This is a genomic window from Streptomyces sp. Inha503, from assembly GCF_047215865.1.
Taxonomy (GTDB): domain Bacteria; phylum Actinomycetota; class Actinomycetes; order Streptomycetales; family Streptomycetaceae; genus Streptomyces; species Streptomyces lycopersici.
Map to the genome: position 1 here is coordinate 8,935,592 of NZ_CP178360.1, position 15,528 is coordinate 8,951,119.

The 15,528-nt window shown below is 71.8% G+C and carries 15 protein-coding genes and 1 pseudogene; 11 read left to right on the forward strand and 5 right to left on the reverse strand.

What is annotated here, in order from left to right; genetic code table 11:
* Nucleotides 1–254 precede the first annotated feature (254 nt).
* Entirely contained in the window at nucleotides 255–572 is a 318-nt protein-coding gene (locus ACJX2R_RS37875; protein ID WP_262699451.1) for a DUF5955 family protein, read from the forward strand.
* Between the two features lie 836 nt (nucleotides 573–1,408).
* On the opposite strand, the gene ACJX2R_RS37880 is transcribed toward ACJX2R_RS37875, so the two are convergent.
* Complete coding sequence (locus ACJX2R_RS37880; RefSeq protein WP_413103747.1) at nucleotides 1,409–2,191, reverse strand: IclR family transcriptional regulator; 783 nt, start codon at nucleotides 2,189–2,191, stop codon at nucleotides 1,409–1,411.
* Between the two features lie 222 nt (nucleotides 2,192–2,413).
* Here ACJX2R_RS37880 and ACJX2R_RS37885 point away from each other — a divergent pair, with 222 nt between their 5' ends.
* From ACJX2R_RS37885 to alc, 4 genes are all read left to right on the forward strand, one after another.
* Nucleotides 2,414–3,157, forward strand: coding sequence for an aspartate/glutamate racemase family protein (locus ACJX2R_RS37885; protein WP_413103748.1), 744 nt, complete (start codon nucleotides 2,414–2,416; stop codon nucleotides 3,155–3,157).
* Nucleotides 3,158–3,286: 129 nt separating this feature from the next.
* On the forward strand, nucleotides 3,287–4,786 hold the full coding sequence (locus ACJX2R_RS37890) for an NCS1 family nucleobase:cation symporter-1 (protein ID WP_413103749.1): 1,500 nt from the start codon (nucleotides 3,287–3,289) through the stop codon (nucleotides 4,784–4,786).
* A 129-nt stretch (nucleotides 4,787–4,915) separates the two neighbouring features.
* Nucleotides 4,916–6,226: an allantoinase AllB gene (gene allB, locus ACJX2R_RS37895; protein WP_413106040.1), complete on the forward strand. Its 1,311-nt coding sequence runs from the start codon at nucleotides 4,916–4,918 to the stop codon at nucleotides 6,224–6,226.
* Nucleotides 6,223–7,371: an allantoicase gene (alc, locus tag ACJX2R_RS37900; RefSeq protein WP_413103750.1), complete on the forward strand. Its 1,149-nt coding sequence runs from the start codon at nucleotides 6,223–6,225 to the stop codon at nucleotides 7,369–7,371. Before allB ends, alc begins: the two co-directional genes overlap by 4 nt.
* Here alc and ACJX2R_RS37905 read toward each other — a convergent pair.
* Nucleotides 7,294–8,205 carry a hypothetical protein gene (locus ACJX2R_RS37905; RefSeq protein WP_413103751.1) on the reverse strand — a complete coding sequence of 304 codons (912 nt, stop codon included), beginning with the start codon at nucleotides 8,203–8,205 and terminating at the stop codon, nucleotides 7,294–7,296. The two genes, alc and ACJX2R_RS37905, sit on opposite strands and share 78 nt — an antisense overlap.
* Nucleotides 8,206–8,506: 301 nt before the next feature.
* Here ACJX2R_RS37905 and ACJX2R_RS37910 point away from each other — a divergent pair, with 301 nt between their 5' ends.
* Nucleotides 8,507–8,722: an EF-hand domain-containing protein gene (locus ACJX2R_RS37910; RefSeq protein ID WP_413106041.1), complete on the forward strand. Its 216-nt coding sequence runs from the start codon at nucleotides 8,507–8,509 to the stop codon at nucleotides 8,720–8,722.
* A 167-nt stretch (nucleotides 8,723–8,889) separates the two neighbouring features.
* On the opposite strand, the pseudogene ACJX2R_RS37915 reads toward ACJX2R_RS37910, so the two are convergent.
* Nucleotides 8,890–9,171, reverse strand: a pseudogene (locus ACJX2R_RS37915) (SCO6745 family protein); the annotation flags it as partial.
* A 169-nt stretch (nucleotides 9,172–9,340) separates the two neighbouring features.
* Between ACJX2R_RS37915 and ACJX2R_RS37920 the strand changes: the two are divergent.
* Nucleotides 9,341–10,537, forward strand: a complete 1,197-nt coding sequence (locus ACJX2R_RS37920; protein ID WP_413103752.1) for an RNA-guided endonuclease InsQ/TnpB family protein — start codon at nucleotides 9,341–9,343, stop codon at nucleotides 10,535–10,537.
* 135 nt (nucleotides 10,538–10,672) lie between these two features.
* On the opposite strand, the gene ACJX2R_RS37925 is transcribed toward ACJX2R_RS37920, so the two are convergent.
* Nucleotides 10,673–10,861 (reverse strand): DUF6126 family protein, encoded by a 189-nt coding sequence (locus tag ACJX2R_RS37925; RefSeq protein ID WP_413103753.1) that lies wholly within the window; start codon nucleotides 10,859–10,861, stop codon nucleotides 10,673–10,675.
* 14 nt (nucleotides 10,862–10,875) lie between these two features.
* On the reverse strand, nucleotides 10,876–11,553 hold the full coding sequence (locus ACJX2R_RS37930) for a helix-turn-helix domain-containing protein (RefSeq protein ID WP_413103754.1): 678 nt from the start codon (nucleotides 11,551–11,553) through the stop codon (nucleotides 10,876–10,878).
* Between the two features lie 199 nt (nucleotides 11,554–11,752).
* Here ACJX2R_RS37930 and ACJX2R_RS37935 point away from each other — a divergent pair, with 199 nt between their 5' ends.
* From ACJX2R_RS37935 to ACJX2R_RS37950, 4 genes are all read left to right on the forward strand, one after another.
* Nucleotides 11,753–12,199, forward strand: coding sequence for a ribonuclease (locus ACJX2R_RS37935; RefSeq protein ID WP_413103755.1), 447 nt, complete (start codon nucleotides 11,753–11,755; stop codon nucleotides 12,197–12,199).
* Between the two features lie 246 nt (nucleotides 12,200–12,445).
* Nucleotides 12,446–13,414, forward strand: coding sequence for a sugar kinase (locus ACJX2R_RS37940; protein ID WP_413103756.1), 969 nt, complete (start codon nucleotides 12,446–12,448; stop codon nucleotides 13,412–13,414).
* A gap of 254 nt (nucleotides 13,415–13,668) precedes the next feature.
* Nucleotides 13,669–14,322: a bifunctional 4-hydroxy-2-oxoglutarate aldolase/2-dehydro-3-deoxy-phosphogluconate aldolase gene (locus tag ACJX2R_RS37945; RefSeq protein ID WP_413103757.1), complete on the forward strand. Its 654-nt coding sequence runs from the start codon at nucleotides 13,669–13,671 to the stop codon at nucleotides 14,320–14,322.
* A gap of 338 nt (nucleotides 14,323–14,660) precedes the next feature.
* A complete protein-coding gene (locus tag ACJX2R_RS37950; RefSeq protein ID WP_413103758.1) occupies nucleotides 14,661–15,521 on the forward strand; it encodes a transporter substrate-binding domain-containing protein in 861 nt (286 codons plus the stop codon).
* The last annotated feature ends 7 nt before the right edge of the window (nucleotides 15,522–15,528 follow it).

Here is a 15,528-nt window from a genome sequence, read left to right on the forward strand (position 1 = left end):
GGGGCCGCGCGGGGGCTTCATCCCAGCCGGTCTGATTTTCGCTCTCCGTATAGCGCGTCGTGCACTGAGTGGCGTTAACTGATCCGCGGCCCCTTGTGTCCGAATCCACGCGAGGTGGAGGGTTGGGGCGGCAATGCGGGAGAGGGGGCAGGCTCGTGCGAGAGGGCGCGAGGGGGAGAAGGGCAGTGTTGGCCAACGAAGGCGCGAGGCTCTGGGGTGGACCCGGCGCCTTGTCAGTGGAGGGCGCCGCAGTCGTGGAAGTCAGGCGAGTGGCGGGCACCGAGGACGATCCGAGGGCGACCGAACTGCGCCGTGCCGTGGCCAGGCTCAGGCGCGACCTGGCCGCCCACCCGGCGGAATTACCTGACCGGGCGATCGCGGACGACGAACTGGCCGCGCTCGATGCCATGGCCCGCACCGGCGCCCCGGAACTGCACCGGCTCCGCCGCTCGCTGCTCCTCATCGCGGGCGCCTTGGGCTCGGTCAGCGCTCTGGGCCCCGCTCTGACGGGTGTCCGCGTGGCGATCGACCAGTTCGGGAGTGTGCCACAGACGGGCATAGGGAGAGACTGAACGACCGACCAACGGGCAACGCGCAACGGGCAACGGGCAACGGGCAAGGCTGATCCGGCCGCCCCGCCGACCCCGCCGGGCGGTTGCCCGAGGGTCCCGCTCGCGCCGGGGTGCCGGGCGGTGGCCGGGCGTTCCCGCCCGGCGCCTGGCGCCGCCTCAACGGTTCCGCCCGCGCCGACCAGGCGACGCCTGCGGCGGGCTGCTCCCCTCCCCGCCCCTTCCCGAAACCGGGGCTCCGCCCCAGACCCCGGACCGGGGCTCCGCCCCTCCTGGCTCAGGCCTGGGTCGGGGCTCCTGCCCCCAGACCCGGGGTCGGGGTTCGCCTCAGGCTCCGGGTCGGGGCTCCTGCCTCAGGCCCCGGGTTGGGGTTCCCGTCTCAGGCCCGGGGTTGGGGCTCCTGGCTCAGGCCCCGGGTTGGGATTCCCGTTTCAGGCTCCGGGTCGGGGCCCCTGCCTCAGGCCTGGGCCGGGGTTCCCGCCCCAGACCTGAGGTCGGGGTTCCTGCCTCAGGCCCGGGGTCGGGGTTCCCGTCTCGGGCCCCGGTCGGGGCTCCGCCTCAGACCCCGGGAGCGTCGATGTGCGGTTCCGCCGCGTGGTGGGGCTCCGAGCCGGGTTTCGGGGGTCCAGGGGCGGAGCCCTTGGTATCGGGAAGGGGCGGGGAGGGGAAAGATCCCCCCACGCCCGGCAGCGGCTCAACGGCCCCCGCCCGCTCGGGGCGTCCGCTGTCGGGCCGCTCGCCCTCGGCCGTCGGGCCGGACCCGGTGCGGCGCGCCGTCGTCGTTCCCCCCTGGCCGTCAGGCGGTCCTGTGCTGGCGCGCCGTCGTCGTCCCCGCGCCGTCAGGCGGACCCCGTGCTCGCCAGGGCCCCCGACAGCTCGGCCGCGACCTCCTTGAGGATCGGCACGATCCGTTTCGTGGCCTCGTCCGTCACCCGGCCCGCCGGGCCCGAGATGGAGATGGCCGCCGGGGCGGGGGAGTCGGGCACCGAGACGGCGAGGCAGCGCACGCCCATCTCCTGCTCGTTGTCGTCCACCGCGTAGCCGTGCTCGTGGACCTGCCGCAGCGCGTCGAGGAACGCGTCCGGCGTGGTGATCGTCTTCTCGGTGACCGCGGGCATGCCCGTGCGGGCCAGGAGGGCGCGTACCTCCTCGGGGGGTGTGTCCGCCAGCAGCGCCTTGCCGACGCCCGTGGTGTGGGGCAGCACCCGCCGCCCGACCTCGGTGAACATCCGCATCGAGTGGCGCGAGGGCACCTGCGCGACGTACACTACCTCATCGCCGTCCAGCAGCGCCATGTTCGCGGTTTCGCCGGTCTCCTCCACCAGCCGCGCCAGATACGGCCGCGCCCAGGTGCCCAGCAGCCGGGACGAGCTCTCGCCGAGCCGGATCAGCCGGGGCCCCAGGGCATAGCGGCGGTTGGGCTGCTGGCGGACGTAGCCACAGGCCACCAGCGTGCGCATCAAACGGTGGATGGTGGGCAGGGGAAGCCCACTGCTGTTGGAGAGCTCGCTCAGTCCGACTTCGCCCCCGGCGTCGGCCATCCGCTCCAGCAGATCGAATGCGCGCTCCAGGGACTGGACACCGCCGGCGGCGGCGGTGGTCTTGGACTCGGCGGACGGCACTTCGGCGTTTTCCCTTCACAGTGAGCGGCACCGGCCTCGCACACGCGTCGGACGCCGCGGCCGACCGGCCACGGGCAGCCTACCCGTCCCCGGCGACCTCCCGTAGCCGCTTGTCAACGATCTCTGTCCGATCCATTGACGAGGATGGCCACCCTGACTAATTTCTGCATCCCGAAAAGGGACTTCCATTCTATGGAAACAGAGAGTCGTTGCGGGAGTGCTATGCGCATCCTTGTGCTGAATCCGAACACCACCGCCGCCATGACCGCCGCCATCCGGGACCTCGCCGAGGCCGTCGCGAGCCCCGGCACCACCATTGTGGCCACCGAGCCGCTGTGGGGCCCCGAATCGATCGAGGGCCACTTCGAGGGGTATCTGAGCGCCGCCGCCGTACTGGACCGGCTGACGACGTTCGACGAACCCTTCGACGCGCTGGTCATGGCCGGGTTCGGCGAGCCGGGGCGGGAGGGCGCGCAGGAGCTGCTCGACGTCCCGGTCCTCGACATCGCCGAGTCCGCCGCCCAGATGGCCATGATGCTCGGCCATTCCTACGGCGTCGTCACCACCCTCGACCGGGCCGTGCCGCAGATCCGGGACCGGCTGCTCACGGCGGGCCTGCTGGCGCGCTGCGCGGGGGTGCGCGGCACCGGTCTGGGCGTACTGGAGCTGGAGGCGGACCGGGAGCGGACCGTCGAGGTCATCGTGGCGACCGCGCGGGAGGTGGTGGAACGGGACGGCGCCGAGGTGATCTGCCTGGGGTGTGGGGGCATGGCCGGGCTGCGGGAGCGGGTCTCGAAGGCGCTGGGCGGGCTGCCCGTCGTCGACGGGGTCGCCGCCGCCGTGAAGTTCGCCGAGGCGCTCGTCGGGCTCGGCCTCTCCACCAGCAAGGCGCGGGCCTTCGCCCCGCCGCGACCCAAGACCATCGTCGGCTGGCCCCTGAGCGGGCGTCGGCCCGACATCCGGTGAATCGGCGGCTTCAAGGGCATCAAGGGCAGCAACCGCAGCAACCGCATCAACGGCGGCAACCACAGGAACGGCAGGAACCGCAGAAACGGCAGGAACCGCAGGAACGGCACCACCCCCTCGGAGGGCACCATGGCAGCACCCCAATCGCCCGACCCCCGCCTCTACAACGAGGACCTCGCGCCCGCGAAGGAGCGCAACTGGGGGACGTACAGCATCTTCGCCCTGTGGATGTCGGACACCCACGCGATCAGCAACTACGCCTTCGCGGCGAGCCTGTTCGTCCTCGGGCTGCCCACCTGGGAGGTGTTCCTGTCCCTGCTCGCCGGCATCACCATCGTCCACTGGCTGATGAACCGCATGGGCCACGCGGGCCACCGCACCGGAGTGCCCTTCCCGGTCCTGGCGCGGGCCAGCTGGGGGGTGTACGGCGCCAATGTCCCGGCGCTGATCCGGGCCGTGATGGCGGTCGCCTGGTACGGCATCCAGACCTGGCTGGCGTCGGAGGCGCTCATCCTGCTCGGTGTCCAGCTCGCGCCGGGGCTCGCGGCGTACGACCACAACTCCATCCTGGGCCTGTCGACCCTGGGCTGGATCGCGTTCCTGGTGATGTGGCTGCTCCAAGCGGTGCTGCTGACCCGGGGCATGGAGTTCATCCGCAAGGTGCAGGACTTCGCCACCGGCCCGGTGGTCTGGCTGGTCATGCTCGTGCTCGCCGTATGGCTGGTGGTCAAGGCGGGCGGCGACATCTCGCTCACCCGTAGCCTGACCGGGCTGAGCGGCGGCGAACAGCTGCACCAGAGCGTGATCGCGGTCAGCCTGACCGTGGCCACCTTCCTCACCCTGGTGCTCAACTACGCCGACTTCGCCCGCTTCACCCCGGACCACCGCTCGTACCGGCGCGGCAATCTGCTGGGGCTGCCGGTGAACTTCACCGCCTTCGCCGTCGTCTCCGTGCTGATGACGGCGGGCACGATCTCGGTCTTCGGCACCGCGATCGCCGATCCGGTCCATGTCATCGCGCGGATCGACAACCCTGTGGTCACGGTGGTCGGCGCGCTGTCCTTCATGATCGCCACGATCGGGATCAACGTCGTGGCGAATTTCGTCTCACCGGCGTACGACTTCGCCAACCTCGCCCCCAAGTACCTGGACTTCCGGCGCGGCGGCATGGTCACGGCGGTGCTCGCGGTCGTCGTGATGCCGTGGAAGCTGTACTCCAGCCCGGTCGTCATCCAGTACTTCCTGGGCGGCCTCGGCGCCTTCCTCGGCCCGCTCGTCGCGATCCTGCTGGTCGACTACTACCTGGTGCGGCGCGGCCGGATCGATGTCGACGCCCTGTTCAGCGCGGACGAGGCGGGGGCGTACTACTACCGCCGGGGCTTCAACCCCGAGGCCGTCATCGCCTTCGTGCCCGCGGCCGCCGTCTCCGCGGTGCTCGCGCTGGTCAAGTTCTTCGCGGACGTAGCCCCGTTCTCCTGGTGCTTCGGACTGGTCATCGCCGGGGGTATCTACGGTCTGAGGACCGCGAAGGCCAGGATCGGCGGCGCCATGGCCCAGACGCTGATCCCATCGCAGGTCACCTCGCAGGTCACGACGGGTGGGGTCTTGACCCGCCCGGCGGCGGAGTAAAGACTTGCCGCATTCAATGGAAGGCCAATTCCGTATGACGAAAGGCTGGTGACGGTGTTCGACCTGGATCCGGAAGCGCGTTCGGAGCCGGAGCCCGAACCGGAGCTGGTGCTGCGCTCACGCCGCGTCATGGCACCGGACGGCCCGCGCTCGGCATCCGTCGCCGTGTCCGTCACCGAGGGGAGGATCACCGCCGTCCTGCCGTACGACACCGCCGTACCGCCGGGGGCGCGGCTCGAGGACTTCGGCGACGACGTCCTCCTCCCCGGCCTCGTCGACACCCACGTCCATGTCAACGACCCCGGCCGCACCGCATGGGAGGGGTTCGGCTCCGCCACCCGCGCCGCCGCGGCCGGCGGCGTCACCACCCTCGTCGACATGCCGCTCAACAGCGTCCCGCCGACCACCACCGTCCCGGCCCTGGAGGTCAAACGGGCCGTCGCCCGGCGGTCGGCCCATGTCGACATCGGGTTCTGGGGCGGCGCCGTGCCCGGGAACGCCCCGGAGCTGCGGCCGCTGCACGACGCGGGCGTCCTCGGCTTCAAGGCGTTCCTGCTCCCCTCCGGCGTGGACGAGTTCCCGCCACTCGCCCCCGACCAGCTCCGGACCGCCCTCCGCGAGATCGCGGGCTTCGGCGGACTGCTCATCGTCCACGCCGAGGACGCCCGCCTCATCGACGGCGCCTCGCCGCCCACCGGCCCGCGCTACGCCGACTTCCTCGCCTCCCGCCCGAGCGCCGCCGAGAACGAGGCCATCGCGGGCCTCATCGCCCTCGCCCGCGAGCTGGACGCCCGCGTCCACGTCCTGCACCTCTCGTCCGCCGACGCGCTGCCGCTGATCGCCGACGCACGGCGCGAGGGCGTCCGGATCACCGTGGAGACCTGCCCGCACTTCCTGACCCTCACCGCCGAGGAAGTCCCCGACGGCGCCACGGAGTTCAAATGCTGTCCGCCCATCAGGGAGGCCGCCAACCAGGACGCGCTGTGGGCGGGCCTGGCGGCCGGGGAGATCGACTGCGTCGTCTCCGACCACTCGCCCTGTACGGCCGACCTCAAGGTCGACGACTTCGGGCGGGCCTGGGGCGGCATCTCCTCGCTCCAGCTCGGGCTCCCCGCCGTCTGGACGGCGGCCCGGCGGCGCGGCCACACCCTCCACGACGTGGCCCGCTGGATGTCCACCGGCCCCGCCGCGCTCGTCGGTCTCGACCGTAAGGGCGCCATCGAGGCCGGGCGCGACGCCGACTTCGCGGTCCTCGCCCCGGACGAGACGTTCACCGTCGACCCCGCCGCCCTCCACCACCGCAACCAGGTCACCGCCTACGCGGGCAGAACGCTGTACGGCGTCGTACGGTCCACATGGCTGCGCGGCCGGAAGATCGCCGACCACGGCACGCCGACCGAACCCACCGGCCAACTCCTGGAAAGGCAGCCCCGCACATGACCACGCCGATCCCCCGCTTCACCGGCGACGCCGCCCCGTACGGCGGTGGCGACCCGTACGCCGACTACCGGACCGCCGACCTCCCCTTCACCCACCTCGTGGACCTGGCCGACCGGCGGCTCGGCGGAAGCGTGATCGCGGCCAACGACGAGTTCTTCGCCGAGCGCGAGAATCTGCTGAGGCCCGAAGCGCCGCGCTTCGACCCCGAGTCCTTCGGCCACAAGGGCAAGGTCATGGACGGCTGGGAGACCCGGCGGCGGCGCGGGGCCTCGGCCGGCACTCCGCACCCGGCCGAGGACGACCACGACTGGGCCCTGATCCGACTCGGCGCGCCCGGGGCCATCCACGGCATCGTCGTCGACACCGCCCACTTCCGCGGCAACTACCCGTGGGCGGTGAGCGTCGAGGCGACGGCGGTGGACGGCGCCCCGTCCCCCGGGGAACTCCTCGCCGACGACGTCGTATGGACCGAGCTCGTCCCCCGTACGCGGATCGGCGGCCACGCGGCCAACGGCTTCCCCGTCTCCGGCTCCCGCCGCTTCACCCACCTCCGCCTCAAGCAGTACCCCGACGGCGGCATCGCCCGCCTCCGTGTCCACGGCGAGGCCGCCCCCGACCCGGCGTGGCTCACCGCCCTCGGCACCTTCGACCTGGTGGCGCTGGAGCACGGCGGGGTGGCCGAGGACGCCTCCGACCGCTTCTACTCCCCGCCCGCCAACTCCATCGGGCCGGGCCGCTCCACCCGGATGGACGAGGGCTGGGAGACCCGCCGCCGTCGGGACACGGGCCACGACTGGGTCCGCTACCGCCTCGCCGCCCAGGGGTCCATCCGCGCCGTGGAGATCGACACCGGCTGCTACAAGGGCAACGCACCGGGCTGGGCGGCGCTGTACGGCCTCGACGCGACAACCGGCGCGGACCCGGCCGACCACACGGCCCCGGCCTGGACCGAACTCCTGCCCCGCACCCGCCTCCAGCCCGATACGGTCCACCGCTTCCTCCTGGACGCGGCCCCGCCGGTGACCCACGTCCGGATCGACATCTACCCGGACGGCGGCGTGGCCAGGCTACGGCTGCACGGCTCGCTGACCGAGCACGGCGCGCGGCGGCTGGCCGCACGCCATGCGGAGCTGGGCGGCAGCTGAGCGTTGTCTCCCCTCACAGGTAGCGGACTCGGATGCCGGGGCCGAGGTGCTCGGTCCCGGTGACGGTCTGCGTGGTGCCCACCTCGATGGTGAGCTGCGTCGGGGCCGTGCGGCCGACCAGGGGCGAGAGGTCCAGCCGTACGGTCGCCGCCGGCTCGTGCTCCGCGCCGCCCCACGACCCGATGCCCGTCCGTAACCGGTGGTCGGGACCGCCCGACGACCTCCGCGCCGCCCGCCCCTCCTCATCCGCGCTGACCCGCAGACTGATGTAGGCGGGACGGGGAGCCGCCCCAGCACCCGGCTCAGCTCGGGGCCGAGCTCGCCGACCCGCCCCAGCAGTTCGGCGATCCCGCGCTCGGTGAAGACCGGGAGCCGCTGGAGGATCCGCACATAGCAGTCGCAGCACCCGGCCAGCACCAGCTCGTAGAAGTGCGTGGCCGCCTCGCCCAGCCCGGCGGGCGGAGGAGCGGAGGCCCGCACCCGGCGGGCCAGCTCGGCGGGGTTGGCGTCGGACCCGAGGATCGCCTCGTCGGACAGGTCCGCGCGGCCGAAGGCCGCCGTCACGGCGTCGAGCGCCGCCCGCCGCCCGCCCTCCTCCAGACCGCGGAACTCATGGCCGCACATGGGCTCCAGCCGCGCCGCCACGGCGTCCGCGATCTGCTCGAACTGCCGCTCCACACCCCGCTGCGCCCGCAGCCCCGGCACCCGCCGCCGCACCAGGGCGGACATCTCCATCCGGCTCTCCTGCTCGCGCCGGCGCGGTTCGAGCCATAACCGCACGACGCGGTTCGCGACCGTCCGCCCGAGATTGATGGCAGCCGCCTCAGCGCTCACTCCGCGGGCCCCTTCCCGGACGCACCACTCCGGCTCCGATCCGGTCCCGGCCGGCCATCGCCGCCTGACGACCTGGCGGGTTCCCCGAGCAGGGTATCGATGAGGGCCACTTGGCGGATGAACTGCGAAGTTCTCGACCGCCGAGCCGAACCGCTCCTGGCCGAGACGGCCCAAGTGCCGGACGGCGTGCCGCTGCTGGACCGTACCGAGTCCCACCCCGCTCTGGGCGTGCTGTAGGCGATCAGTGCGCAGTAGCATCGCACAACATCCAGCGAGGAAAGGCGAGCTCACCGTGGTGGACATGAAAGCGGCCGCGCGCAAGGTCTTTGACGCATACGACCTCGATGCCGACGGGCAGATAACCGCCAAGGAATACCAGCAGGTCGTCGCCGAGCTGCGCGGCGAGCACCTCACCGACGAACAGGCGCAGCGATTCATCGACGTACTCGACATGGACGGCGACGGCACGATGTCGTTCGAGGAGTTCTGGGCCCCGATGCAGGGCATCGCGGACTGACCACGGGCGTTCCGGTCACCCCGCGCTCGGCGCGCCCCCTGGCGTGGCCGCTCACCCCGTCGGCTTCGGGAGCCCGATCGGGTTGGGGAAGCGGAGGGCGGTGGTGAGGGGGTGAGGAGGCGGACCAGGGTTGCGACCTGCTCGGAAGTCAGCGGGCGCCAGGGGCGTTCCGCCGCTTGGTCCGTGGCGGTCTCGGCCGTGCGGAGCAGTTCGCGTCCGGGCTCCGTCGCGGCGCCGTCCGGGGTGAGCAGGTCGCGGTCGGTCAGGCGCTGGGCGGCGGCGTCCCACTCCTGGTCGGTCCAGCCGCGGTGGGGCTGGAGCTCGGTGCGGGGGATGCCCACGGCGGAACGGAGGACGAGGGCTTCGCAGCCGTCGAGACCGGCGGCGACGAGGGCCGCGACATGGCCGTCGCCGCGGTGCTCGCGCAGCAGGGTCGCCGCATGCCACAGCCGCTCGACCGGTTTATCGAAGTCCTTTCGAGGACTCCCCCTTCAGGCGGGGGAGGAATCGAACCCCTGCGGAGCGGGGCAGGGTAAGCCCGTTCGCCGCCAGGGCGGACCGGCGTCCGCCTCCAACCACCCGCAGGTGGTCACAAGTTGATGGGCTGGTATGTGAACCATGAAGGCCACCCACGTGAAGCGGGCGTTCAAGTACCGCTTCCATCCGACTGATGTGCAGGCAGCCGAACTGTCGCGCACTTTCGGTTGCGTGCGGAAGGTCTACAACCTTGCCCTTGCGGCCCGCACGGAGGCGTGGACGCGGCAGGAGCGGGTGAACTACAACCAGACGTCGGCGATGCTGACGGCTTGGAAGAAGACCGAGGAACTGGCGTACCTCAACGACGTCTCCTCGGTCCCACTCCAGCAGGCGCTGCGCCACCTCCAGGCAGCGTTCACCAGCTTCTTCGCCAAGCGCTCCAAGTACCCGCGCTTCAAGTCGCGGAAGAAGTCCCGCAAGAGCGCGGAGTACACCACCAGCGCGTTCCGGTTCCGGGACGGCAAGTTGACCCTGGCGAAGATGGCGGAACCGCTGGACATCGTGTGGTCCCGTCCGCTCCCCGAGGGTGTGTCGCCGTCCACGGTGACCGTGTCCCAGGACGCGGCCGGGCGCTGGTACGTGTCCCTGCTGTGCGAGGACCCGTCCGTTCAGCCGTTCCCGGCCATCGAACGGGCCGTCGGCATAGACGCCGGACTGGACCACCTGTTGACTCTGTCGACCGGGGAGAAGGTCTCCAACCCCCGGCACGAGCGGCGCGACCGCGCACGCCTGGCCAGGGCCCAGCGGCAGCTTGCCCGCAAGGCCAAGGGCGAGGGAGCGAACCGGGCCAGGGCCCGCCGGAAGGTCGCCAAGGTCTACGCCCGCATCGCCGACCGCAGACGTGACCACCTGCACAAGCTCACTACTCGGCTCGTTCGTGAAAACCAAACGATCGTGATCGAGGATCTCGCCGTTCGGAACATGGTGAAGAACGGAAAGCTGGCCAGGGCCATCAGTGACGCGGCCTGGTCGGAGTTCCGGAGCATGCTGGAGTACAAGGCCCAGTGGTATGGCCGCGAAGTGATCGCCATCGACCGCTGGTTCCCCTCCTCCAAGCTCTGCTCCGTCTGCGGCAGCTTGCAGGACGGGATGCCGCTGCACGTCCGCACCTGGACGTGCGACTGCGGGACGACCCACGACCGGGACGTGAACGCGGCGAAGAACATCTTGGCCGTCGGGCTGACGGCGTCTGTCTGTGGAGCTGGTGTAAGACCTCAACGGAGAACTCCGGGCGGGCAGTCGGCGATGAAGCAGAAACCCCTACGGCGCGAGCCATAGGAATCCCCCTCCAGGAGGGGGAGGAAGCCAACCTGGAGAAGTTCACCGGGCGGGCGGGTTGTTCTCCACCCACTCGGGGTGACGGCCGGGTCCCCGAACCCCCGGGCCCCGGGCCGCAGCCCCTAGGGCCACCGCCTACTTCGCGCCCGCCACATAGAAGAGGAAGAAGAGAAACGCGGCGATGAAGTGGACGCCCACGAGGTAGATGAAGACCCGCACCGTGAACGTCATCGGCGCCCGGTCCTCCTCGTTGGGGCCGGTCCGGGCCGGCGTCGCGGGGGTCGTCGGGGCACCGGTCGTGCCGGTCGCATCGGTCGCACTCATGTCGTTCGCGTCCTTCATGGCGTACCGGGCCTTCCTCGGCGAGCGGCGTCGCCGAGGCACAGCTCGGCCGCGCCGCTTTGCAGCAGCGTGTGGACGAAGAGCAGATCCACGCCGCCGGGCGAGGCGGCGGCGATGCGGTGCGGGGTGAGCGAGTCGAAGTGGGCCGCGTCGCCCGCGGAGAGGGCGTGCACGGTCTCGCCGAGCGTCAGCCGCAACCGGCCCCCCAGGACGTAGAGCCACTCCTCGCCGGGGTGGATCCGCACCAGGTCCTCCTGGGCGGCGGAGCGCTCCGGTACGTGCAGCCGCAGCGCCTGCATGGCCCGGCCGGAGCCGCCGGCCTGCCAGTAGGTCCAGCCACCCGCCTCCTGCGCCTCCATGCGGTCGGCCCGTACGACCGGGTCCCGCTCCGCGGGCACCTCACCCAGCAGGTCGGATACCGTGGTTCCGTAGGTACGGGCCAGGGCCAGCAGCATCGGGAGCGAGGGCTGGCGGCGGCCCGTCTCCAGCCGCGACAGATGCGCGGGGGAGAGCCCGACGCGCTGGGCGGCGGCCTCGAGCGTCAGACCGCTACGTCGCCGCAGGTCACGCAGGCGGGGAGCGACGGTGGGCAGCTCGGCGGACGGTCCGCCGGGGTCACCGTCGGCCGGTCCGCCCGTGGGCCTCTCGGCGGGCCCGTGGGGGAGCGGGTTCATGTCTCCGGTATAGCCAGCCTTAACCTATGAGGCAAAAAGTTTGCCTCATAGGCAAGAGAGACGGCGCCGCCCCCGGCAGAGGCGATGGGTTACGTTTTCGTTACCTCTTCTGACGCTTCGCGCAGTTCCTGTGAACTCCCGGAGAACGGCCGTCACTTGGCATTGACACGACAGGGTCTACGCGCGTCATGCTATGTCTATGACAATCCCCCCACGGATCGCCCGCATCGGTGCCCTCGGCGCCCTCGTCTCGACGCTGCTCATCGGCGGCGCGGCCACCGCGGCCACCGCTGTCACCCCGGCGGGATCGCAGAGCGTCGCGTCGTCGCAGACCATTGCGTCGTCGCAGGTCATCGCCGCCGTTGGCGATATCTGCTACTCGGATCTGCCCTCCCAGGCCCATGACACCCTGGACCTGATCGAGAAGGGCGGCCCCTACCCGTTCCCGCAGGACGGCACCGTCTTCCAGAACCGTGAAGGCGTCCTTCCGTCCCAGTCCTCCGGCTACTACCACGAGTACACCGTGATCACCCCGGGCTCCGACGACCGTGGCGCCCGGCGCATCGTCACCGGCAAGCAGACGGACGAGGACTACTACACCGCGGACCACTACGCGTCGTTCGACCTGGTGGACCGCGGCTGCTGACGCGGCCCCCGCCGAAGACCGCCACCCCCCGCAAGACCGCCACCCCCCGCAACCGCGGCCGCTGCCCCCACCGGGGCGGCGGCCGCGGTGCTTTGCCCGCCCGCACTCCGCGCCGCCTCGCGTCCCGCCCTCCGCGTCGCCCGTCCCGTATCGGCCGCGTATCGGCCGCGGACCCCGGGAACCCCGCGCGGGCCATTGTCGTTGCTTCCCGATACCGTCTCGGTAGCAGCGGATGTGCGGGGAGGCATGGTGGCGAAGGGTCCGGAAGTGGTCACGTGCGGGGAGGCAATGCTTCTCCTGCTCGCCGAGCCCGGGGTTCCGCTGGACCGGGCCGTGCATTTCCGCAGGTCGGTGGCGGGAGCCGAATCCAATGTGGCCGTGGGCCTCGCCCGGCTCGGCCACGGGGTGCGCTGGCTCGGCCGGGTCGGCGCCGACCCGGCGGGGGAGGCGGTGCTGCGCGAGCTGCGCGCCGACTGTGTGGACGTCGCCCACGCGATCGTGGACGACCACGCCCCCACCGGGCTGCTGATGCGGGACAGCCATGCGTACCGCGCCATCGATGTGCAGTACTACCGCATGGGCTCGGCCGCCTCCCGGCTGACGCCCGAGCAGATACGCCCCGAGGCCCTCGAAGGCACCCAACTGCTGCATCTGTCCGGGATCACGCCGATGCTCTCGCCGACCGCGGCGGCCGCCAGCCGCCGCCTGGTGGAGCTGGCCCGTGCGGCCGGGGCCAAGGTGTCCTTCGATCCGAACGTACGGCACAAGCTGGGCGGCGCGGCGCAATGGGCCCAGACGGCGGGCCCGTTGCTGCGCGAGGCGGACATCGTCCTCGCGGGGGAGGAGGAGTTGGAGCTGCTCACCGCCCAACCCGCCGACGAGGCCGCGCGGGAGCTGCTGCGCGGCGGGGCCGCCGAGGTCGTGATCAAGCGCACCGACCACTCCTCGACCGTCCTCACCGCGGGCGGCGGCTGGGACCAGTCGCCCCATGCGGTGCCGGTCGTCGATCCGATCGGTGCCGGTGACGGCTTCGCGGCCGGCTATCTGTCGGCGCGGCTGCGCGGGCTGCACGAGGACCAGGCGCTCGCCGAGGCGGCGTGCGTGGCCGCCCTGGTCGTCCAGGCCGCCACCGATACGGACGGGCTGCCCACCGCCGCCGCGCGGGACCGGGCGCTCGCCGAGCTGTCCAAGGGCGGGGACGCGGTGTACCGCTGAACCGGCCGCGGCAACCACGGCCCGCCCGGAGAATGCGGGGCCGCCGGAGAGCGCGGGACCCCTGGAGAGCGCGGGGCCGCGTACGTCACAACAACACAGAGCAGCAACGGTAAGACGGACAACCCAGATACCGATCCACCAAGCGCACACAGCACCGCGTATCGTCCACCGCACACCGAAACCGCCGCATATCCCGGAGGCAATCCGGGGCGGCATCGCCAGCAGCACTTGGGAAAGGAAAGGCGGCGACCGCCGTGTACCGCTGGGAGATCACCCGGGCCGCGCTCGCACAGCGCGTCCTCGCCATCGTCCGTAGCGACAGCTACGACCACGCCCACGCCACGGCGGACAGCCTGCTCTCGGCCGGTATCACCAGCCTGGAGATCTCGCTGACCACGCCCTTCGCCCTGGAGGCGGTCACCACCCTGATCCGGGAGGTCGGTGATGACGCGGTGATCGGCGCGGGCACGGTGCTCGATGGCGCCTCGGCCCGGATGGCGGTGGACGCGGGCGCCCGCTTCCTCGTCTCGCCGAGCCTGGACCAGGAGGTCATCCGCACCGGCCACCGCTACGGTCTGCCGGTCTTCCCCGGCGTGGCCACACCCACCGAGGCGGTCCGCGCGATGGAGCTGGGCGCGGACGCCCTGAAGCTCTTCCCCGCCTCCGCCTACGGGCCCAGATGGGTCAGCGATGTACGGGCCGCGCTGCCGCAGGCCGCCGTGGTCCCCACCGGCGGTGTGACGCTGGCCGAGGCCCCGGACTGGATCGCGGCCGGGGCCGTCGCCTGCGGAATGGGCTCGGCGCTGTCCGAGGGCGACCGGGACACCGTGGGCAAGCGCGCCGCCGAACTGCTGGCCCGCCTCGCGGATGTGGCGCCCCCGCTGGACTCGCCGCACGAGCTTTACTGACGGCGGTACACGACTCCCGCGTATCCCATCCGGTGGTCAATGGCTTCCCGTGGGCCGGGACTTCTGCCACCCTGAGCTATGTTGATCACGCGGCTCCGGGGCGCCCGGCGGGCCATGCGGCGGAGCCGCATATCGATGCTTTCCCCGCCCCGCCCCTTCCCGACACCTGACGATATGCGGCTCCGCCGCGTGGGGGGCTCCGCCCCGGACCCGGGGTCCAGGGGCGAAGCCCCTGCCATGCGGCGGAGCCGCATATCGGGGCTGCGGGAAGGGGCGGGGCGGGGAGCTGCCCGCCGCAGGCGTCACCGGCGGCCGCCCGCCCGCGCCCAGGAGGTGCCGTGAGACGTACCGTCACGCTGTCCGCCCTCGCCGCCGTGCTCGCCGCCACCGCCGCCGGTTCGGCGCTGGCCGTCGGCACGACCTCGAAGCCCGAGCCGAAGGCCGAGTCGGCGCGGGCGAGCGCCGCCGAGCGCGCCCGGCAGCAGCGCGGCACCCTGCTGGACCGGGTGCCCGACCGCGGGGTGCTGCGGGTGTGCACCACGGGCGACTACCGGCCCTTCAGCCATCGCGACCCCAAGTCCGGGGCCTACACCGGTATCGACATCAAGATGGCCGGGGACCTCGCCAAGAGCCTGGACGCCAAACCGAAGTACGTCCCCACCACCTGGGCCACCCTGGTGGACGACCTCGCCGCCGGGCGCTGCGACGTGGGCATGGGCGGGGTGTCGGTGACCCTGGCCCGCGCCCGTAAGGCGTCCTTCAGCGAGCCCTACCTCACCGATGGCAAGACGCCGATCGTGCGCTGCGAGGACAAGGACAAGTACCGGACGCTGGAGGAGATCGACCAGCCGGGCGTACGAGTCGTGGTCAACCCGGGCGGCACCAATGAGCAGTTCGCCCGAGCCCATGTCAAACGGGCCACCCTCACCGTCCATCCGGACAACACCACGATCTTCGACGAGATCATCGCGGGCCGCGCCGATGTGATGATGACGGACGCCAGCGAGACCCGCTATCAGTCCGCGATCCACCCGGAACTGTGCGCGGTCCACCCCGATGAGCCGTTCTCCTTCTCCGAGAAGGCGTACGTACTGCCGCGCGGCGACGCCCAGTTCAAGGAGTACGTCGACCAGTGGGTCCACCTGGCCACCCACGACGGTACGTACAAGAAGTACGAGGACGAGTGGATGAAGCGATGATGCGGCG